This is a genomic window from Corallococcus sp. EGB, from assembly GCF_019968905.1.
Lineage (GTDB): Bacteria > Myxococcota > Myxococcia > Myxococcales > Myxococcaceae > Corallococcus.
In genome coordinates, this window is sequence record NZ_CP079946.1 from 4,045,027 (window position 1) to 4,065,812 (window position 20,786).

Annotated in this window: 15 protein-coding genes; 9 read left to right on the plus strand and 6 right to left on the minus strand. The window is 72.5% G+C overall.

Translation table 11 applies throughout. The annotated features are described in order from the left end of the window. The first annotated feature begins 21 nt into the window (after nt 1-21). A complete protein-coding gene (locus KYK13_RS17080) occupies nt 22-3,105 on the plus strand; it encodes a hypothetical protein (RefSeq protein ID WP_223645607.1) in 3,084 nt (1,027 codons plus the stop codon). On the opposite strand, the gene KYK13_RS17085 is transcribed toward KYK13_RS17080, so the two are convergent. Beyond that, a complete protein-coding gene (locus KYK13_RS17085) occupies nt 3,089-4,450 on the minus strand; it encodes a response regulator (protein WP_223645609.1) in 1,362 nt (453 codons plus the stop codon). The genes KYK13_RS17080 and KYK13_RS17085 overlap by 17 nt on opposite strands. A 27-nt stretch (nt 4,451-4,477) precedes the next feature. Here KYK13_RS17085 and KYK13_RS17090 point away from each other — a divergent pair, with 27 nt between their 5' ends. Both KYK13_RS17090 and KYK13_RS17095 read left to right on the plus strand, forming a co-directional pair. Continuing rightward, the gene (locus tag KYK13_RS17090; protein WP_223645611.1) at nt 4,478-4,867 is read left to right on the plus strand and encodes a VOC family protein; all 390 of its coding nucleotides are present in this window, start codon (nt 4,478-4,480) and stop codon (nt 4,865-4,867) included. Nucleotides 4,868-4,926: 59 nt separating this feature from the next. Then, complete coding sequence (locus KYK13_RS17095) at nt 4,927-6,576, plus strand: general secretion pathway protein GspE (RefSeq protein ID WP_223645613.1); 1,650 nt, start codon at nt 4,927-4,929, stop codon at nt 6,574-6,576. 4 nt (nt 6,577-6,580) lie between these two features. Here the strand turns inward: KYK13_RS17095 and KYK13_RS17100 are convergent, their stop codons facing one another. The 5 genes from KYK13_RS17100 to KYK13_RS17120 all read right to left on the minus strand — a co-directional run bounded on the left by KYK13_RS17100 (nt 6,581) and on the right by KYK13_RS17120 (nt 12,624). After that, complete coding sequence (locus tag KYK13_RS17100; protein WP_223645615.1) at nt 6,581-7,540, minus strand: alpha/beta fold hydrolase; 960 nt, start codon at nt 7,538-7,540, stop codon at nt 6,581-6,583. A gap of 308 nt (nt 7,541-7,848) precedes the next feature. Beyond that, entirely contained in the window at nt 7,849-8,760 is a 912-nt protein-coding gene (locus KYK13_RS17105) for a serine protease (protein ID WP_223645616.1), read from the minus strand. A gap of 136 nt (nt 8,761-8,896) precedes the next feature. Then, complete coding sequence (locus tag KYK13_RS17110; protein WP_223645617.1) at nt 8,897-10,159, minus strand: hypothetical protein; 1,263 nt, start codon at nt 10,157-10,159, stop codon at nt 8,897-8,899. 75 nt (nt 10,160-10,234) lie between these two features. Then, nucleotides 10,235-12,184, minus strand: a complete 1,950-nt coding sequence (locus KYK13_RS17115; RefSeq protein ID WP_223645618.1) for a serine/threonine-protein kinase — start codon at nt 12,182-12,184, stop codon at nt 10,235-10,237. A gap of 56 nt (nt 12,185-12,240) precedes the next feature. Beyond that, nucleotides 12,241-12,624 (minus strand): PEGA domain-containing protein, encoded by a 384-nt coding sequence (locus KYK13_RS17120; protein WP_223645619.1) that lies wholly within the window; start codon nt 12,622-12,624, stop codon nt 12,241-12,243. 349 nt (nt 12,625-12,973) lie between these two features. On the opposite strand from KYK13_RS17120, the gene KYK13_RS17125 reads away from it, so the two are divergent. The 6 genes from KYK13_RS17125 to KYK13_RS17150 all read left to right on the plus strand — a co-directional run bounded on the left by KYK13_RS17125 (nt 12,974) and on the right by KYK13_RS17150 (nt 20,729). Continuing rightward, nucleotides 12,974-13,975, plus strand: a complete 1,002-nt coding sequence (locus KYK13_RS17125) for a hypothetical protein (RefSeq protein ID WP_223645620.1) — start codon at nt 12,974-12,976, stop codon at nt 13,973-13,975. Next, on the plus strand, nt 13,968-14,699 hold the full coding sequence (locus KYK13_RS17130; protein ID WP_223645621.1) for a PIG-L deacetylase family protein: 732 nt from the start codon (nt 13,968-13,970) through the stop codon (nt 14,697-14,699). Before KYK13_RS17125 ends, KYK13_RS17130 begins: the two co-directional genes overlap by 8 nt. Further along, nucleotides 14,696-16,609, plus strand: a complete 1,914-nt coding sequence (locus KYK13_RS17135) for a hypothetical protein (RefSeq protein ID WP_223645622.1) — start codon at nt 14,696-14,698, stop codon at nt 16,607-16,609. The genes KYK13_RS17130 and KYK13_RS17135 overlap by 4 nt, the downstream gene beginning before the upstream one ends. Before the next feature lie 42 nt (nt 16,610-16,651). Then, nucleotides 16,652-17,755, plus strand: coding sequence for a class I SAM-dependent methyltransferase (locus KYK13_RS17140; RefSeq protein WP_223645624.1), 1,104 nt, complete (start codon nt 16,652-16,654; stop codon nt 17,753-17,755). A gap of 220 nt (nt 17,756-17,975) precedes the next feature. Continuing rightward, nucleotides 17,976-19,475 carry a methyl-accepting chemotaxis protein gene (locus KYK13_RS17145; RefSeq protein WP_223645626.1) on the plus strand — a complete coding sequence of 500 codons (1,500 nt, stop codon included), beginning with the start codon at nt 17,976-17,978 and terminating at the stop codon, nt 19,473-19,475. A 42-nt stretch (nt 19,476-19,517) separates the two neighbouring features. Continuing rightward, on the plus strand, nt 19,518-20,729 hold the full coding sequence (locus tag KYK13_RS17150) for a proprotein convertase P-domain-containing protein (protein WP_223645628.1): 1,212 nt from the start codon (nt 19,518-19,520) through the stop codon (nt 20,727-20,729). The last annotated feature ends 57 nt before the right edge of the window (nt 20,730-20,786 follow it).

Consider the following 20,786-nt stretch of genomic DNA (forward strand, 5'->3'; position numbering starts at 1 on the left):
CCGGGCCGAGGGACGTCGAACGTGCGACACTGGCGGATCATCCTGGGGCTGGGATTGTGCGCGGGCGTGGCTCGCGCGGAGTGGACCCACATCCAGACCCAGACGGGCCTGCCGAAGGACGTGAACGTCTTCCGGCCCGGCTTCTTCGCCGTGGCCACCGACACGCAACTGTACGTGTCGCGCGATGGCGCCGTGACGACCCTGAACGAGGGCATGGCGGGCAGCTTCCTGCGCGGCGCCAGTTGCGTGGTGGGCATCCGCACGGACGGGACGCTGCGGAGCGTGGGCGGCTGCTCGCCGGCGGATGACGGCAAGCACCTGTTCCCCGACGGCGGCGAGCAGGAGGTGCGCGCCGTGCGCATCACGGCCGACGGAGGCGTGGGCTACGCCGCCGCCGCCGAGCCGCCCCTGATGACGCCGCAGTTCCGGACCTCGCTCCTGCCCAAGGAGGGCACGGCCGAGTGGGGCACGCTGACTCCCCCGCTGACGGGCCTCAATGCCCAGCCGCAGCTCGCGGTGCTGCCCCCGCAGACGGACGGCCTGCCGCAGGCGCTCTTCTCCGTGTCCTCGACCAAGGCCAACTTCGTCTGGTACCGGGGCACGTCCCCGGTGTCCTACGTGGCCTCGGGCATCACCCCGCCGAACACGGCCCGCGCCGTGGCGCTGCTGCCGGGCGCGACGCCGGACAGGCCGCTCGCGTTCTTCGGCAACGACACGGGGCTGTTCCGCGGAACGCTGGGCGGCGCGGCCAACCCGTTCGAGCCCCTCCCGCTGGCGACCGGCTCCGTCGATGCGCTCGCGCTCGACGCGGCGAGCGGGTTCGGGCTGCTGCTGCTCAAGCAGCCGGATGGCAAGGTGGCGGCGTACAGCGCGGAGCCCGTGCTTCCTCCCGCGCTCCCGGGCTCGCTCTGGCGGCGGAACCCGGAGCTGCCCACGGGCATCACCCAGGCCGGCGTGCAGATGGCCTGCGCGGACGCGTCCTACTGCGTCGCCATCCTCAACGGCTACGCGCAGAACGTCCTCATCTACGAGAACGCGGCCCCTCCCGACGTGAACGGCCTGCGCTCCATCATCGACGTGAACGAGGGCGAGACGAAGACCGAGCTGCTCATGCTGCGCGATCCAGACGGGGACGCCGTGCGGCTGTCCGCCACGGTGCGCGCTCCGGGCAGTCCCATCACCGTCGTCCCGTCACCGCTCGACTCGCGCGAGGACAGCGGGCTCAAGCTGACGCTCACCGCGCCCACGGGCATCTGCGCTTCCCAGACGTCCTACCTGGACGTGGTGGCCTCCGACGGGCTGAGCGCGCATGACACGCCGAAGGCGGTGGCGCTGGTGCTGCATCACACCGTCGCGCCCGGGGCGCCCCAGGGCGTGGTCGAGTCGGTGGATGGCGGCGCCTTCTTCATGGGCGGGCCCACGGGCACCCTCACCCCCACGCGAGGCGCCACCGGCTGCGAGCCCATCACGTACACCTGGGGGCCGCTCCCCGGCTCGCCGGCGCTCCCCGTGAACGCTGGCGTGGCCACGCTCACGCCTCCCTCGAGCCTGGCGGAGCGCTGCAAGCCGGGCACGACCGTCTACACCTATGAGGTCCGCGCGGATGACGGCGAGGTGAAGTCCCCACCCACGACCGTCCCCGTGCGGATCCACCCGTGGGGGGCCCCCAAGGCGCCGTTCACGGACGCCTCGCGCGAGGTCTTCTCCGGGGCGACCCTGGCCCCCCAGCAGACCCACCTGTGCGCGGAGCCGCTTCCCGCACTGGGCCTGCCTCCGGTGTCGACGTGGTGGTCGCTCCGGGATGACTCCTCGGCGGTGGAGGTGCTGGCCCTGCAAGGGGGCGACCGCCGTCGGGTGGGCGCGGAGGCTGTCGAGGGCCAATCGGTGCTGCTCGCCTCGGCGACGTGCGTGAACACGGAGAAGGTGAACCTGCGGGCCTTCAATCGCATCACCGTGGATGGCATCGCGCTCACGAGCCCCGCGGCCGACGTGGAGGTCTCCGTGAAGCCGCGCTGGGTGCCGCTGGATTCGGTGAAGCCCATGGTGACGCTGGAGAAGCCGGAAGAGCGCAAGGTGCGGGGCCGCGTGGCGACGGAGCCCCTGGTCAACTGCGCGGGCTCGCGGCCCCTCACCACGGTGGTGACGCTGGAGGACCCGGTGGACCCGGGCCGGGTGTTCGATACGAAGGCGTACCCGTGGGCCGCGGGCACCTTCGAGCTGGACCTGCCCCCCACCTGCGGCAGCGCCAGCTACACCGTGCGGGTCCGCTCCTCGGAGTCGTCGGCGGACGGCGGCACCGTCCAGGCTCCCGAGGCGGTCCAGTCCGTCACGCGGGACGCGCGCGACGTGGTGCTGGGCGAGCTGAGCGGCGAGCTCATCGCCACCTGCGGCGAGGGCGCGCGGGGAACGCTGCGCCAGACGATTCCGGAGGGGGCCTGCTCGACGGTGGACCTGTCGTGGGCACCGACCGGAGGGCCGGCGCTGGAGCGGCTCGTCACGGAAGGGGACTCGGCGGCGCTGGCCACGGTGGATACGGAGCTGGAGTCCCTGGTGGGCGCGCACGTCACCCTGGACGTGTCGGCCACGGGCGAGGGCGCCAGCGGTGCGGCGCGCGAGCACTCGGTGCGCATTGGCGCGCGGCCCTTCGTGACGGTGGAGCGGCGCGCGGAGCCGGGCGCGGGCGTCAACGCCGGCCAGGTGGGCGTCACGGTGACGCTGCGCAACGACACGGCCTGCGACGTGCGCTCCATCCGCTACGTGGAGAGCGTCACCGGCGCGCAGGTGGTGCCCCAGAGCGTGACGCTGAACGGCCAGCCGGTGACGCCGGTGGACGCGTCCGAGCAGCACTTCGCGCTGGAGCCGGTGCCGCTGACCGCGGGCTCCTCCGCGACGCTCACGTACGTGGTGCGCACGGGGCTGCTGACCCCGCCGAAGTACTCCGGTACGGCGACGCTGCGCGAGGTCGTCGTGTCCCGGGCGGAGCCGCCGCCGGACTCCACGTCGGGCTGCGGGTGCTCCGGCGGAGGCTCGGGCGTGACGGCCTTCGGGCTGGGGGCGCTGGCGTGGGCCGCGCGCCGCCGCCGGGGCGTCAGAGCCCGAAGCTGATGCGCTGGCGGCGGTTGGGCGTCTGCTGACGCTCCTCCAGCACGCCGGACAGCTCCAGGCCGCGCAGGGTGGCCAGGGCCTCGCGCTCGGACAGGTCCGTGAGGGCGAGCAGGTCCTCCACCGTCTTCGTGCCGTCCGCGAACGCGAGCAGCATCGCCTGCGGCCCCGCCAGCTTCAGCTCGTGCAGGCCGTAGGGCGGATCCGCCGCGGGGAACAGCCGGCGTCCGGGCGCCATGCGCTGGCGCAGCGTCACCAGCGTCTCCGTGCGCGCGACGCCTTCGAGGATGAGGTCGCCGGGGAAGAGCGACAGCGGCACCAGGTCCGCGCGCTGCGGCCGCATGGGGCTGAAGCCGTAGCCGCCCTCCGTCCACCCGAAGGTGGACCAGAGGATGTCCTTCACCTGCTCCTCCAGCAGCTGACGGCGCTGCCGCGGGCTCAGCAGGCCGCGCTTGAGCAGCGCTTCGCCGGTGCGCAGCGAGTGCTCGCGCGCGTAGCCCGCCGCCTCCGCGAGCTGGGCCTCCGTGAGCGCGCCCTTGCGCAGGCAGAAGCGGCCGAAGCGCTCCGGGGCCAGGTTGGACGCGGCGTACACGACGCGGCCCGCCTCGAAGTAGACGACCTTGAGCACCGTGCCCTGGCGCAGCTTCAGCTCGCCGTGGTGGCGCGACTCGTAATAGGCGTTGAGCAGCCGCGGCACCGACGTGTGCGCCAGGTCTCCGCTGAGGGACCATTCGGGCAGCTGGCGCCGCTGGCGCACGCGGGCGGGCGCGGCCTCCGTCCACACGGCGTCGCGCTGGGCGAAGGGCAGCGGCAGGGCCTCCGACACGTCGGAGCCCTCCTCGGGCGCGACGGGCTCCGGCTGCTCGGAAGGGGAGAGGACGGACTCGAGCGCGGGCTCCTGTGGCGTGGATGGCTCCGGCTCCTCGACCAGCTCCTCCAGGACGAGCAGGTCCACCTCGTCGAGCAGCTCGCCGTGCGTCACGGGCGGCACGCCGGCGGCCTCCTCCAGCGCGTCCATCACGGCGTCCAGTTCGAAGGGCTTCTCGAAGAAGGCGCGCGCGCCGTGCACCTGCGTGGCCTCCTGGGCGAAGCGGTCGCCCTTGTAGACGCCGCTGACGGCGATGGCGGGGATGCCATGCGCGCGCAGGGCGCCCAGCACTTCACTGCCGCGGATGTCCGGCAGGAGCAGGTCCACGAGCGCGGCGTCGTAGCGGGTGTGGGGGCCCAGGGCCTCCAGCGCGGACTCACCGGTGAAGACGGTGACCGCCTCATGGCCCCGGGTCTGCGCGACCGTGGCGATGAGGGAGGCGAGTTCCTGGTTGTCCTCCACGATGAGCAGTCGCGCCATGGGCCGGCAGACCCTACCATCATCCCCATGAAGGACGTTCAGGGCTTCCACCACGTGGCGATTCAGGCGAAGGACGTGGAGCGCGTGACCGCGTTCTATCGCGACCTGCTGGGCTTTCCGGAACTCAAGCGCCACCTGCGGGAGGACGGCACCCTGCGGAGCATCTGGGTAGGCGTCCCCGGGGGCGCCTTCCTGGCCATCGAGGCGGTGGACGGGACACCGGAGGTGGTGCCGTTCCGCCACTCCGCGCCGGGGCTCTTGATGGTGGTGTTCCGCATCCCGCGCGAGGCGCGGGGTGGGGTGGTGGAGACCTTGGCCCGCGCGGGGGTGCCGCTGGAGCACGAGACGCGCTGGACGCTCTACGTGCGGGACCCGGAGGGCAACCGGGTGGGGCTGAGCCACCATCCGGACGACTAGGGCTGCGCGCCTGGCCGGGTGCTTGCGGAGGGGGATGGGGCATGGCTACAAGCGGCCCCATGCGCCTGGGTGAAATGCTGGTGAAGGACGGCCTGGTGTCGGCGGCGGGGCTGGAGGAGGCGCTGGAGTCGCAGGTGGTCCACGGCGGCCGGCTGGGGACGAACCTGGTGGAGCTGGGGCTCCTGTCCGAGCAGGACCTGGCGAAGGCGCTGGGCCGGCTTCACAACTGTGCCTACGCGTCCGGGGAGATGGTACCCGACCCGAAGGCCGTGGCGCTGGTGAACCTGAACGAGGCGGACGACAAGGAGTTCCTGCCGATGCGGGCGGACGCGACGCGGTTGAGCGTCGCGGTGGTGAACCCGCATGACTTCCCGACGTTGGACGCCATCGCGTTCAAGACGGGCAAGCGCGTGGTGCCGGTGGTCATCCCCGAGTTCCGGATGAACCAGCTGCTGCGCCGGCACGCGAAGGCGTTCCGGCAGCTGCGCGCCATCGACATGGAGGCGGTCCGCCCGAGGCCCGCGAAGGGCGCGGCGGCGGAAGTGGCGAAGGCAGCGGAGCGGCCGCCGGACCTGATGAGCGAGGAGGAGTTCCAGTCCGTCTACGCGCAGGCGCTGCGCGGCGGTTCGGATGCGGAAGCGGACGTGCTGGAAGGGGAGCTTGTCATCACCGGCGAGGAGGTGATGGAGGCGCCCGTGGCCGCGCCGCCGCAGGGCGGGCCCGCGCAGCCGCGAGCCGGAGCGACCGCGTCCCCGCGAGTGGACATCCCCGCGCACATCGCGCCGCCGGTTCCGGCGCAGGGAGTGCCCGCGCAGGCGGCCCGTGCCGGGAATCCGGCGGGGCAGGGCGCGGGAGTGCCCGCGCATCTGGCGGGGCAGCCTGGGGTGCAGGGTGTGCCGGCGCATGTCGCGGCTCAGGCGGGCACCCAGGGCACGGCTTCGCGTCCGGCGGCTCAGGCTGGAGCACAAGGAGTGCCCGCGCATCTCGCAGGTCAGCCGGGAGCGCCGGGCCTGCCCGCGCACGTGGCGGCCCAGGCGGGCGCACCGGGCGTGCCCGCGCATCTCGCGGCTCCGCCTGGAGCGCGGAGCGTAGCGGCCCAAGCGGGAGTGCCAGCGCAGGCTCGTGGCGGGGTCGGCGTGCCCACGCAGGTCGCGGCGCAGGCCGGCGCGACGGGCGCGCCCGCGACTCCTCCGGTGGCCGCGAAGCAGGTGGCTCCTCCGACGCCGCTCACGTTCCCCGAGGCCCAGGCGGAGCTGGCGCGCAGCTCGGACCGCGAGGACGTGGCCCGCACGGTGCTCCGCTTCGCGATGGGCAAGTGGCGCCGGTGCCTGCTCTTGTCCGTGCAGGGCAACCTCGTCACCGGCTGGCACGGCATGGGGCAGGGCGTGAGCAACGAAGCCGTCCGCCGTATCGGCGTGCCGCTGCGCGACCAGAGCACCTTCCGACTCGTGCGCGACCTGCGCTCCCACTACGTCGGTCCGGTGAAGCGCGACGCGGCGATGGGCATGTTCTACCGCCTGCTCGGCGGAGGCTTCCCCGCGACGGCGGTCATCCTGCCGCTCCTCGTGCGCGGCAAGGTGGTCCACCTGCTCTACGTGGACAACGGCGCGGAGCAGTTCACCCCGCCGGACGTGGGCGAATTGCTCATCCTCTCGCAGGGCGTGGGCCGCTCGTACGAAGCGATGATGCGGCGTCGCAAGAGCGCATAGCGCCTCAATCGTCGCCGGTGGCCCGCTCCGGTGCGCCACCCAGCACGGGCATCGCATCCGGACGGTCCCACAGGACGAAGTGGCTGCACCCGTCCAGCTCCACCACGTCGAGCCCCGGCTTCGCGCGCCCGGCGCTCTCCCGCATGGAGGCGGACTCCAGCACCCGGTCCTTCCCCGGAACGAGCACCGTCCCGCGCCGCACGTTGGCGAACAGGGACGCATCGCGCGTCTGGCTCCACGCCTCGATGTCCCGCAGGTTGGCCATCATCGTCGCCACCCGCTTCGGGTTGAACGGGAAGGCCATGATGAGCTCGCGCTTGCGAGCGTTCTCCAGCGGTCCCCACGCGTCCCGGTTGTGCCGCGCAATGGGCGCCATCCGCCACAGGGGAAGCAGGAACGGCAGCAGCCAGAGCTGCGAGGGCGTCAGGCTCCGGTAGGGGCGGGCCTGCGGGAGCACGGGCGCCTCCAGCACCACCTCCACGCGCTCGAACAGGTCCGGCCGCAGCTGCGCGGCCTCCAACACCACTGCGCCGCCCCGCGAATGTCCATGGACGCGCACCACGTCCGTCCGGGGAAGGTGCTCCAGGGCCTGCACCAGCACCGCGGCGTCATGGGCGATGGTGCCCTCGGGTTCCGTTGGCACCCTCGCCCACGGGGCGGACTCCTCACGCGGGTCGGTGATGGGCAGGTGGTAGTCGCAGCTCGTCAGCAGGATGAGCTGGAGGTCGGGCTCGCGGTAGTGGTGCGTGAAGTAGCGCATGTCCGCCGCGAAGCCATGCATGACGATGACCGTGGCGCGGGGGTGCTCGCAGCGACGCTCGGCGATGACGGCCTTGCCCACCCGGTAGACGTGTCCGTCGAAGGGCTCGCTCGCGCGGGGCATGCCCACCCGGTGCATCAACCACCAGCGCGCGGTGGGCACGAGCACGGCGGCGCCAGCGAGGACTCCAAGAGCGACGAACATGCACTCACCCGGGACGGAGGGGCCGGCGCCTTGTGGCGGACGGCCCGTGACACGGCGCGCATCATAAGGGCCGGGTTGGCCTCCCGCCGCTTCAAGGCGCGGCGGTGTCTGTCAGGTGCTGGCAGGGCTTCCGCCAGGCGGGGGCCCGCCGGCCCAATTCCTTGCAGAGGTCCTGGAGCCCGGATGCCCAGCGAGCGCCCCGGCATCACGGCCTGGTCCTGGCGCTCTTTCGGCTCGCGACCGAACTGGCTCGTGAGGCCGGCGGCATCACATTCCTGGAAGGCATCCACATTCGTCTCTTTGGCGCCCTACCTGACGGCGCTGAGGATCCGGATCTGCGTGTTGATCCACGGGATGTAGTGGGAGACCCGCGTGTAGATGCCGGGCAACCCTGCCCGCGCGCAGCCCACCCCGAAGCTCACGATGCCCTCGAGCACGTAGCCCTGGGGACCTTGGACGACGAGCGGCCCGCCGCTGTCGCCCTGGCATGCGTCCTTGCCCCCCTCCTGATACCCGGCCCCGAACATGGCATTTTCGTCGATGGTGATTCCTTGACGCCTGTAGCTGTTGGCGACGTCCTGATGCCTGAGGACGGGGACTCCCACCTGCATCAAGAGGCTGGACGTGTCGTATCCGCCCTCCCGTGTCTTGCCCCAGCCGGCGACCGTCGCCATCGTATTTTCAGCGACGAGCTCCCCGGACGCGGGGAGGCAGACAGGGACGCGCGTATTGCCGCCCGCGAGCGGAGCTGCCACGTTGGGGCGCATGCCCGAGGACTGGCCGCAGGCCCTGGCGACGGCCGTATCGAACTTGATGGGCTTGTCGAGCTTGAGGACGGCGATGTCGTTCATCGTCGTGTGCGGGTTGTACTGGGGATGATAGACGGCTCGCATCACCCGGGCTGTCACCTGCGTGGACGTGGGGCGGTTCAGGTCATGCGCACCCGCGGATGCCGTGACGTTGGAGACGCCGTCATAGACGCAATGGGCGGAGGTGAGGACGATGTCGCTCTCCTCCTTGTCGCCCACGCGCACCAGGCTGCCCCCGCAGAAATGGCTGCCGTTCTGCTGAAGGCTGACAATCCAGGGGATGGAGTTCGGCCGGGCGTCGATGCCTCCGACGATCTCCTGCTCCGTCTGACCCACTGTATCGATCAGGTCCTGCTCGGACTCCGAACCACCGCACCCGAGAAGACCGACCGCGACGACGACTCCACTCATGAAGCGCACGCAACCTCCTGGTTCAAGTGCGGAGTGAGAAAGCAAGCGACATGCCGCGAGCATGCGCCCTGGCTGTCTGGAGGAGACGCGCGCCAGCACGTCGCCGTGTGACACGTCAGCGGAGGCACATGACGCGTCAGCGTTCCATGGAGACGACCGCGTCGCGTGCGCGGTCCTCGGCCGGCCCCGTCACCACCAGCCTGCGGGCCTTCTGGAACAGTGGCACGGGTGGATCCTCCGCCATGTAGACGCCCCAGTAGTACTCGCCGGGAGGGAGGCCGGGCACCACCACCTGCTGCGGGCTGCCCTCTCGCACGAGCACCGGGTTCCTCAGCTCCCGGTCACGCGCGACGACCAGCCGGTAGCTCGGCGCTCCGCCGGGGGACTGCCACGCGAAGACCAGGGCCTCGGATGCCGGACCCGCCGGGGACTGGTAGCCGTCCCGTGGCGTGACGAGCAGCCCTCGGGGCAACTGGCGCTCCACGAAGATGCGGCGGGCGAAGCCGGACTCGCCGGGCCGCCCTTCCGCGTCCAGCGCGGACACGCGCCAGACGAACACGCCGGGCCCCGGCGGGACGAACGTGAAGGCCAGGCCCTCCACCTGCGTGTCCACGATGCGCTGGCGGAAGCCCAGGTCGCGCGCCACCTGCACCTGGTAGCTGCGCGCGCCGTCCAACGGCTTCCAGTTCAGGGGGATGCGCAGCTCCGGGCTCCACGCGATGCGCGCGTCCACGCCCGGCGAGAGGCTGGTGGGGAAGGGCGGGCCATCGTGCTCGGCATCCTCCAGGCCTCGCGCGACGTCCAGCCCGTTGCCCGCCTCGAGGGTGCGGCGGTGCGTGCCCTCGGACAGCAGCAGCCGACCGCGGGACACGCTCAGGTGCATGCCGCGCGCGGTGCGGGTGACGCGGAACTCCGTGGTGCCGGCGTGCGCCCCCGCCGTGAGCGCCACCTGCCGCCCGTTGTCTCCGCGAAGCACGAGCGGCCCGCCGGACAGCGCGTCCTCGGGGATCAGGCCCCGGGCCGTTCCCGACTCCAGCGCCACCACCGAGCCGGCTTCCGCCGAAGGCGCGGACCGCTCCACCATGACCACGGTGCGCTCCTCCAACTCGATGCGGCCACCGCCCCGAAGCTCGATGCGCGTGGAGGCATCCGGACCGGTGCGCACCCAGTCGCCGGAGCGGAACGTGGCGCCCGCCTCGAACGGCTCCCAATAAGCGCTCGCCGTACGCAGCGCGTCCACGTGACCGCGCGCGACCGCGCACGTGGCCACGATGGCGTCCAGCTCCTGAGACACGGTCCCCACCGCCCCCTCGTCCTCCGAGGTCCGGGCGCAACCCGCGATCCACAGGAGCAGGACGCACCCCAGGACGCTGCAACGTGGAAGCTCGGAATCGCGCATGGCGTCAGTCATACGGAGCCACCGCGCCCGGTGGATCGCCCGCGCCGCGGCGGCCTCCACGCGGGAAGGGCGCGCTCACCGAACCCTCCAACCCGAGGGCGCCTTGCGCAACTCCTCCTCCAGGAATCGAAGCCGGACGCGAACCGCGCTCCGCTCGGGCGCCGCCTCCAGCGCGGCACGCAGGTGTGCCATCGCCTCCGCCACGTCCCCGCGCCGTGTCGCCTCCGTGGCCAGGCGCTCGAACGTATCCGCCAGCGCCGCCAGCCTGGAGCGCACGCGTGGATCCTCGGGCCGCAGCGCCCGCGCGGCCTGCAGTTGCGCCAGCGCCGTGTCCTCGCCCGCGCCCGACAGCTTCGCCACCGCGATGAGCCGGTCCGCGCGAGACAGATGCCGCGCCAGCGCCACCTCCCTCGTATGCAGCGGCCACAGCAACGCCACCCCCGTCGCGCACAGGACGGTGAGCGCCAGCGCGCCCCACCGCAGCGCGCGCCCGTGCCGCGCGGCCGCCAGCTTCACGGCCGCCGGGATGCGCCGCTCCACGGCATGGCGCCACCGGCGGTAGCGCGGGAACGCATGCGACCGGTCCTTGTTCCGCGCGATCCCCATCAGCGCTTCCGTCTCGCGCCGGGCCTGATCCAGCGAGTCGCCGAACAGCTCGTGCATCGTCTGCACCAGGTCGAAGGGGGGCAGGGTGCTCCGCACCTGCTCCAGCGCCTGCCGCAGCACCTTCGCGCTGGAGGCCCGGGCGGACGGCTCCGGCTCGGTGGCCCACTGCACCAGGCGCTCCAGCTCCGGTGTCACCTGGGAGTTGAAGTGGGACGGCTTCAACAGCCCGGGGGGCCCCTCCGTGCCGCAGGCCGCCTCCGAGGCCCGGTGCAGCGTGAGCAGCTCATAGAGCACCAGCCCCATGCCGTGGATGTCCCACGCGGGCTCCGGACGGCCGCCAGCCGCCTGCTCCGGCGCCATGTACGCGCGCTTGCCCACCACCAGCAGGTCATTGCCGCTGGCGATGCTGGCGGACGCCACGCCCATGTCCACCAGCTTCACCTCGCCGTGCAGCCCCACCAGCACGTTGCCCGGGCTCACGTCGCGGTGCACCAGGTGCAGCGGGCGTCCATCCAGGTCGCGCTGCCCGTGCAGGTACTCCAGCGCCTTGCCCAGCTCGATGGCCACCGCCACCGCCAGCGCCACCGGCGGCGGCCGGCCGCGCCGCCGCAGCGCCTGCACCAGGTCCGCGCCGTTGCGGCCGTGCACGTACTCCATGGCCATGAAGGGCCGGCCCGCCGCGCTGCCCACGTCGAACACCTGGATGACGTTGGGGTGCTGAAACGTGGCGCTCAAGCGCGCCTCGGTGAGGAACAGCGCCGACAGGCGCGGGTGGCGCGCGTACTCCTGGAACACCAGCTTGAGCGCCACCAGCTTGTCCACGCCCTCGGCCATCGTGCGCCGGGCGAGGATGACCTCCGCCATGCCGCCCGCGCCCAGCCGCTGGAGCAGCTGATACCGCCCGAACGCGTCGAACGGCCGCAGCCCGCCCTGCCACGCCTCCGGGTCGCGCACGTGCAGCAGCTCCAGGTGCGAGTAGTCATTCAGCGCGGACATGCCATCCACGGTGGAGCGCGGCCGGATGCCCACCGGGGTCGGCTCCTCCCTCCACGTCGCCTCGCTCGCCGCGGGCGCGCCGCCGGGGGAGCTCGCGGCGGGCGCCGCCACCGGGGGGGGCGGGGGTTCGCGGGGGCTCAGGGGCAGGGGCAGGCTGCCCGCGTCCAACGCGACGAACTTCACGAAGTAGCCGCGCACCCAGCCGGACACGCCGTGCTCCATCACCCGCACGCGGCCGGACACCACGGGCCCGTCCCCCTGGAAGGCCACCTGGAGCGCGAACTCCGTCCCGATGGGCTGCGGCGTGTCCTCGGGGACGAACAGGCCGTGCTCCGTCATGCTCTTCCACAGCCGCGCGCGGGACTCCGGCGCATCCGCGAACGGCAACCGGAACAGCCGGCCCTTCCTCTTTGGCTGCTTCACGCGTGTGCCTCCCCCGACGGATGGCCGGTGTGCTGCGCGTCACGGCCCGCTTCGCGTCAGGGCGAAGCGGTCAACGTCACCTGGATGGGCTCCGGCCGGTCGCCCACCATCACCTCGGCCCGCCACGTCGCGTGGCCCTCCAATCGCACGCTCACCTGATGAACGCCGGGCGAGAGCGGCAGCAGCGCCCCCATCTGCCGCGCGAGCCCCATGGCGCGGCCATCCACGAAGACGCGCGCGTGCTCCGGCATCACGTCCAGGCGCAGCCCCGTCACCCCCGGGCGCTCCGGCTTCGCCGCGGGAGCGGGCCGCAGGGAACGGAAGTCCTTCCGCCGCAAGAGCGCCAGGGCATCGACGTCCCGCGGGGCCGGGGCGCGCGTACAGGCGCAGGCCCCCGCCATCAGGAGCAGGATGAAGCGGCGTCTCGGATGCGCAGGCATGACAGGGATTGGAGCGTGAGCGCGGGGGACTCCGTCAAGGCACCGGCCCTCGCGTCGCAATCGCTGTTCCCACCCATACAACCCGGCGAAAGCAGCGCTCGCGGGAGGTGCCTTCCAGACCCACCGGCCCAGGCCGTCATCCCGAGCGAATAAGGGATGTTCGCATGTGGGCGGACGGGCGCCGTCCGTGGCCCATGACGCCGTGCGCCCGAGCGACGCCGCGTGCGGTCCGCAGGACCCGGCAGGTGGCTGGGTTTGAGAGGCATTGGGCGGGGGCTGGGTCAAGGCGGATCCATGCATGTCAGACGCCGCCCGTAACCTGCGACACGTTCCAGCCCGAGTCCCACCCATGACGACCCGACATCCCATGCCCGCCACCGCGCCACGGACACCGGCTCCGTCCCTGCCTCCCAGACCCTTCGCCTCCGCGCGCGATGGCCTCGTGCGCAGACAGCCCCAGCGCTTCGCGGACATCCGGCCGCTGCGGCTGGAGGACTTCGTGTCCGGGACGCCGCGCCAGCGGGAGTCCTTCGCGCGGCGGCTCGTCACCTACCTGTCCGAGCGAGGCTTCTTCTACCTGGAGCGTCCCGCGGCCTTCCTGGAGCGCCACGCGCTGGCGGGGCTGTTCGAGCGCTACGAGGCGACCTTCCAGCACGCGCTGCTCGCGCATCCGTACCTGCACGCGCTCCTGCCCGCGGCCACGGTGTTCGAGACGGGCTACAACGCCACCTGGTTCCCGGAGTCGCCGGAGGTGCGCCAGCCCATCGAGGCCTTCATGGCCAAGCCCGCGATGTGGACGGGCTTCCGCCGCCGCGTGGTGCCGGAGCCGGTGCGGGAGCTCCTGGAGGCCTCCGAGGACGCGTACGACGCCTGCCACGCCGTGGGCATCGCGCTGCTGGAGGCGCTGGAGCGGGGCTACGGCCTGCGCGCCGGTGGGCTCACGCGGCTGTTCCGCCGCCGCACGGAAGGGGCGGTGCGGTTCGTGAAGTACCACGCGCCCAGCACCGCGCGGCGCAGGCGGGAGGTGGTGGCGCACGCGTCGGAGCCGCACTCGGACAAGAGCTTCTTCACCTTCAACATGGGGGAGTCCCGCCCGGGGCTGGTGTGGCTGGATGGGGACACGCCGCGCCTGATGCCCAACGATGAAGGGCACTGGCTCATCACCTCCGGCCGGTTCTCGGAAGGGCTGACGCGCGAGCTGGACGCGCCGGTGCGCGCGTTCCGCCACACGGTGCACAACGCCGGCGAGCGCGTGGTCATCCTGGGCTTCGTCACGCCCGAGGGCGACCTGCACGACCTGCCGCTGGACGCGTGGCCCACGCCGCCGCTCGCGGGAGGCGCCCGTGGCTGAGCGCGCGCGCGACCCGAAGCAAGAGGCAGCGGAGCACGTCTTCTTCTCCCCGCATCCGGACGACGTGGCGCTGTGCGCGTACGCGAGCCTGCTCGGAGTACCCCGAGGCGTCGTGCCCACCCTCGTCACGGTCTTCTCGCAGAGCTGCTGGGAGTTCGCTCTGCCGGTGGACCCCTCGCGGGCGATGGCGGTGACGTCGCTGCGGATGGGCGAGGACCGGCGGTTCGCCCGGGCGCACGGCGCGGACCTGGTGCACCTGGGCTTCCGCGACACCAGCCTGCGTGCACCACCGGGGGGGCTTCCCGAGCCGGAGGAGGCCCGGGCCGCGCTGGCCTCGCGCGTGCGGCTGGCCCTGGAGGAGGTGCTCGTGAACGTCTCCCCGGACGCGGTCTGCTACGTGCCGCTGGGCATCTCCAGCCACGTGGACCACCTGATGGTGCGCGACGCGGTGCGGGCCCTGCGCGGCGGACGGAACGTCGTCTACTACGAGGACCTGCCGTACTCCGCGCACCACCCGGAGGACGAAATCGTCGACTACGCCTGGGCGCTCGGGCTGTCGCCCCGGTGCCTGGACATGACGGCGCTGTGGGCCGCGAAGGTGCGCGGGCTGTCCTTCTACGCCAGCCAGCTGGAGCCCCACACGCTGCCCGCGGTGGAGGCGCACGCGCGGCGGTTGGGCTCGGGCCGGGGGCTGTGCGAGCGCGTCTGGACGGTGGCGTCATGAGCACGCGGGAACCCTGGGCGGAGGGGGACATGCTGGTGCACCTCTCCTATGAAGCCACCCGCACGCTGGGCGGCATGGGCGTGGTGCTGGAGCACCTGGTGTCCGCGCCCGAGTACCGGCAGGCCTTCCCTCGCACGCTGCTGGTGAGCCCCACGGTGCGGCCGTGCGGCCTGGGCACCTACGCGCCGGAGGAGTCGCTGGCGCGCGACCTGGAGGCGCACGGCGAGGTGTTCTACAGCGGCCTGCGCCGGGACAACCCGGAGCGGTGGACGCGCGTCTTCCAGCCGGTGGAGGAGCAGCACGACGTGTCGTTCATCTACGGGCGGCGCGACGCGCCGGGCGGCCCCGTGGAGGTGCTGCTCGTGGACCTCACGGACGTGCTCCGGGGCTACCGGGTGCGCCTGGGCACGCTGCCGAAGTTCCTGGCGCGGCTGCACACGCTGCTCGGCGTGGACCTCCCGTTCGACTGCCGGGGTCCGCGTCCGGCGGCGTGGCGGGGGCTGTCGCGCATGTGGCGCAAGCGCTTCGGTACGCGGCTGGGCGCGGCGCCCTGGGTCAACCGCCTGTTCCGCAAGGCCGTGCGGCATGGCCTGCTGGACGCGCCCGCGCTGGACCATGACGCGATGCTGGCCATCGTGCTCGCGGAGCCCGTCTTCGACGCGCTGGAGCGGCTGCGTCCGAAGGATGGCGCGGGGACGGTCATCCTGGCGCAGGAGCACCTGTCGCTGCCGCTCGCGTACAAGGCGCTGCTGGACGGGCGCGCCTGGTGCCGCACCGTGTACTACGCGGGCGAGGTGCGCACGCCCCGGGTGCTCGTGGAGTACGGCCAGGGAGGGCAGGGCCCGTCCGACGCGCGCTTCTACAACATCCAGCGCCTGGCGATGGAGCAGGGGAAGACGCTGGACGAGGTGTATCCGGTGGGCACCTGGCCCAGCTTCCAGATCCTGCGCAACGGCCACCTGTGCGACCGCGTGGGCGCGGTGAGCGCGTCCGTGGCGGACGAGCTGCGCTTCCTGGACACGCGCTATTCGCTCCAGCCGGTGACGGTGGTGCCCCACGGGCACCGGCCCATCGAGACGGGCTGGGACGCGAAGGAGGCCTCGCGGGCGAAGGTGCTGGCCCATGCGCGCAGGCAGTGGGGGAGGGACTTCCGCCTGCTGCTCACGCACATCGCGAGGGACGAGGTCTGCAAGGGACTCTGGCGCGACGTGGACGTGTGCGAGCACCTGGCCACGCGGCTGCCCCCGGAGCGCAAGCCCGCGCTGCTGGTGATGGTGACGGAGTGGAACGACGCGGAGCCGTCCGACAACCTGCGCGCCCTGAGGACGCGGGTGGACGCGTTCAACGCGAAGGACACGGGCCTGCACATCGCGCTGGTGAACCAGCCCACGTGGCCCGAGGGATTGGACTTCACGCGGGATGACCTCCACCGCGCCACGGACGTGTCCCTGGGCCAGTCGCTGTATGAGTCGTACGGCCTGGCGCAGCTGGAGGCCCTGGGCTGCGGCGCCATCTGCGTCATCTCCGGAGTGAGCGGCGCCCGGCGCGCCCTGAAGGCGCTGTGCGAGCGCCAGGGGCTGTCGGAGGCGGCGCATCCGAACCTGGTGGTGTCGGATCCGGTGGCGGATGCCCGGGCGGCGCGCCTGGCGCACTCGGTGGAGACGTGGAAGGCGCTGCCCGCGAGCGTGCTGCGGGAAGAGGAGCTGCGCACCGCGGAGCGCGTGGCGGAGGAGGTGGTGCGCCGCCTCCCGCGCGACGCGCACGAGGGCCGCCTCCTGCTGGCGACGGGCTGGGCGCTGTCCGAGCGGCTGCGCTGGGAGCCGCTCATCCGCGAACAGCTGCTGCCGCTGCTGCGCTTCCCGAAGCAGGAGGCGCAGGACGTGTCCGACTGGAGCGCGGCCCTCGGCTGAGCCGCCCCTGACGGAGTCCCTTTCCAAGTGGGAGTGCGAAGCATGGCTGAGATGGAGAAGGCCCCGGCGCTCATCGTCGTGGCCCACCCGGAGGACGTCGTGCGCCTGTTCAGCACGGTGGCGCCGGGGGCGGACGTGGCGGTGGTGATGGAGCACGGGAGCACGGGCCGGGAGCTGGAGGCCGTGGGCCGGGCCCTGGGCGCGAGGAGCACGCACCTCCTGCTGTGCCCCTCGGAGGTGGGGCCGTGGTGCCGCGAGCAACGCGCCCGGAGCGACGTCCGCGTCTACACGCACAGCCCCCAGGAGGACGCGCCGCTGCACCGCGAGGTGGCGCTGCTCGCCAGCCGCGCCTTCGACCGGCTGTGGGTGCCCGCCACGGGGGCGCGGCCCACCGTCTGCACGGTGCTGGATGACGCGGCCTTCCAGCGCAAGCTGGGCCTGCTCAATTCGCTCTACCGGGAGCGTCCGGATGGAGCCGCTTCCGGCGCATGCACGGACCCCGTGCGCGACGGGCCCGGCATCGAGGCCTTCACCGAAGTCCGGGCCGGGGACATGGTGCGCGCCCTGTCCCTCACGAAGCCGGAGGTCTTCGCGGAGCTCGCGGACCCGTGGGGCTTCGCCCATTCCACCTACGAGGTCGAGCGCTTCGCCCTCACGGAGGAGGTCCTCGCGACGCTGCGCCACGCGGGCCCGCCCCGGCGCGTGGTGGACGTGGGCGCCTGCGAGGGGATGATGACCGGCCACCTGCTGTCACTCTTCCCGGACGCGAACGTCCAGGCCGTGGAGTCGGAGCCCCGCTTCGTCGCGCGCCTGAGGGAGCGGCTGGGGCGCCACGCGCGCGTGCGCATCGTGCAGGCCCGCGCGGAGGACGTGGCGCTGGAGGCGGACCTGGTGCTGCTCGCGGAGGTGCTCTACTACCTCTCCGACGACGCCTGCCGCGACCTCCTGGACCGGCTGCGCGCGTCCCACGTGCTCACGTCCTACGGCGGAGGCTTCGGCGCCCGGGTGCACGCCGCGCTCGCCGGGCGAGGCTGGAGGTGCGTCCAGGCCGCGGCGCTTCCGGGCCGCATCGAGCCCGTGGACGGCGCTTCGAGCCCGCTGCTCGTGCGCCGCGCGGGCACTGAAATCCGGCTCTGGGAACAGTGAACACAAGAATTCACGGGTGAGACTCCGGGGTCTCCCGCGGGAGGGGGCTCGGTTCTCGCGGAACGCTCTGGCGTCTGGAGTTGACGCTTATCCGTGTCTGAGAAGAGTGTATTGCCAATCCCGCGCGAACTCTCCAGCATGGCCATGCCCGCAGCCCCCGTTGCCGGGCATGGCCCCGAGGATGCCCCGGCCCGGGCATCCCCGTGCGGAGAGCTCCGCGATGAGAATCCACCTGTCCGAAGCCGACGTGTCCACGCGGTCGCGCCAGCTCTATGAAGCGCAATGTCTGTCTTTGGCGCGGCGCACGGACCGGACCTTCGTCGCCCTGGTGGTGTTGCAGTGGCTCGCGGGCATCGCGGCGGCGGTGTTCGTGTCGCCGCGCGTCTGGGCGGGCCTGGAGAGCGCGGTCCGGTTCCATGTGGAGGCGGCGGTGGGGCTGGGGCTGCTCTTCAGCGCGCCGCCGGTGGTGCTCGCGCTGACGCGTCCCGGTCGCGCGTCCACCCGGCACGTCATCGCGGTGGGGCAGGCGCTGATGTCCGGGCTGCTCGTCCACCTCATGGGCGGCCGCATCGAGACGCACTTCCACATCTTCGGCTCGCTGGCGCTGTTCTCCTTCTACCGGGATTGGAAGGTCCTGCTCACCTTCAGCGGCGTGGTGGTGGCGGACCTCGTCCTGCGCGGCTCGCTCTGGCCGGAGTCCATCTTCGGCGTCCACGCGCATGAAGCCTGGCGGTGGCTGGAGCACACGGCGTGGGTGGCCTTCGAGGACCTCTTCCTCATCGTCGCCTGCGTGCAGGGCCAGCGCGCCCTGGAGACGATGGCCCGGCGCGAGGCGCAGCTGGAGCTGTCCCGGGCCGCGGTCGAGGAGCAGGTCGTCCAGCCGCTCATGGGCACCGCGAGCGCACTGCGCAGTTCGGTGACGACGCTGATGGAGTCCACCCGCGAGCAGCGCCAGGAGCTCACCCGGCAGGCCCGCGCGCTGGAGGAGACGCGGGTGACGGCGGAGGAGATCCGCCAGACGTCGCTGGCGGCCTCCGCGCAGGCGGCCCGGGTGCTGGGCGCCACGCAGGAGGCCGGGAACGTGGGCGAGGCGGTGGAGGAGGCCATCGGCCGCAGCGTGGAGGGGCTGGCGGACGTGCGCGCGCAGTCGGTGGACCTCACCGAGCGCATCCAGGCGCTGGCCACGCACACGGAGCGGATCGCCGGCATCACCCGGACGGTGCAGGACCTGGCGGACCAGTCCAACGTGCTCGCCATCAACGCGGCCATCGAGGCGGCGAGGGCCGGGGACGTGGGCAAGGGCTTCGCGGTGGTGGCACGGGAGATGCGAGGCCTGGCGTCCCAGTCCGTGACGGCCACGCAACAGGTGCGCGCGGTGCTGGATGACACGCGTTCGCGAATCCAGGGGGTGGTGGAACTCACCCGCCAGGGTGGCGAGCGCATGGGCCGGGGCATCGAGACCATCCGGGCCTCCGGCGAACGGCTGGGCATGCTGTCCGGCCTGGTGAAGGGCAACGCGGATGCCGTGCGGCAGATTTCGGCGTCGGTGAGCCAGCAGTCCGCGGGCGTGTCGCAAATCTTCAACGCCGTGTCGGACCTGAACGCGGTGATGCAGGCCTCGGTGGCCCGCGTGGAGGCCACCCACGCCGCGGCGGACCGCCTCCAGCAGGTCACCGACCAGGTCCACGCGGTCATCGCGCTCTATCAAGAGAGGACCTGAACGGTCGCCGACACGCGGCCTGTCTTGGAGTACATGGACGCCATGAACTCCAGACTCCGTCGTTTTCTTTCGTTTTCCTCGGTTCCCCTCTTCTTGAGCTGCGGCGCGGCCGCGGTGTCGGATACACCCGCGGACGCGCTGTCCGCGCGGGCGCAGGAGCTGGCCTCGGGCACGCCCGCGGGCAACGGGGTGGTGTTGTTCCTCAACGAGTGGGCCACGACCTTCGCCGTGCTGGACACGCAGGTGCCGCTCAACTCGCAGGCGGCGCAGAGCATCATCAACTTCCGCTACGGGCCGGATGGCATCGCGCACACGGCGGATGACCGGCGCTTCGTCTCCATCGAGCAGGTGGCCGCGCTGCAGAACGTGGGACCGGCGGCGCTGACGGCGCTGGAGACGTACGCCCGGGGCACGGGCCGGGTGGACCTGCCGGTGGACGGCTGGGTGGGCACGTTCCAGGGCGTGTCCTTCAACGTGGCGGAGGCCCGCCGCGTGCTGGCGGTGGTGAACACGCAGTCGCTGGCGGCGCTGCAGACCACGTACAACGTGCCGGCGGTGGCGGCGGACGCGATGGTGGCGGCGCGGCCGTTCTACGACATCCTCAAGCTGGGCCGGCTGCCGTCCGTGGACGCGGCGGCGCTGCAGAACCTCAAGGCGGCCACGCAGGAGGGCGCGGAGGGCGACCCGTGCACGGGCGCGGCGACGTGCGGGACGGGGCTGCACTGCGAGGGCATCCCGTATGACGGCTCCAGCCCCTACGGCCGCTGTGTGACGACGGCGAGCATCCCGGGCGACGGCGCGTCGTGCTCGCGCTTCGTGCCGTGTGAGGAGGGGCTCGCGTGCCACGGGCTGGACTCGGGCGCGACGGAGGGCTGGTGCCGGCCGGCGTGGATGTCGGGCGAGTTCACGGCGTTCGCGGACCTGGCGTTGCCGGGGAACACGACGCCGCGGACGTCGACGCAGCCGGTGGTGGGCCTGGCGACGGTGCCGGAGGACATCACGGTGGAGCTGGACCTGGCGCACAACAACCCGTCCAAGCTGGTGCTCACGCTGGAGGATCCGGGCGGTGAGACGGCGCTCCTGTGGGACGGCCCCAACGAGGGCACGCCGCCCAAGCGCATCCCGGTGACGCGAGGCATTCCGCGCGACGGCTCCGTCAACGGCCTGTGGAAGCTGCACGTCGTCAACCCGTCGGGCACGGGCAACGGCAAGCTGCGCGAGTGGAAGCTGAAGCTCACCAGCCGCTGGGACTGATGCGCCCATCCTTCGAGTCCATCGAAGAATGATTTGACGCCCGCGGGGCTTGTCCTC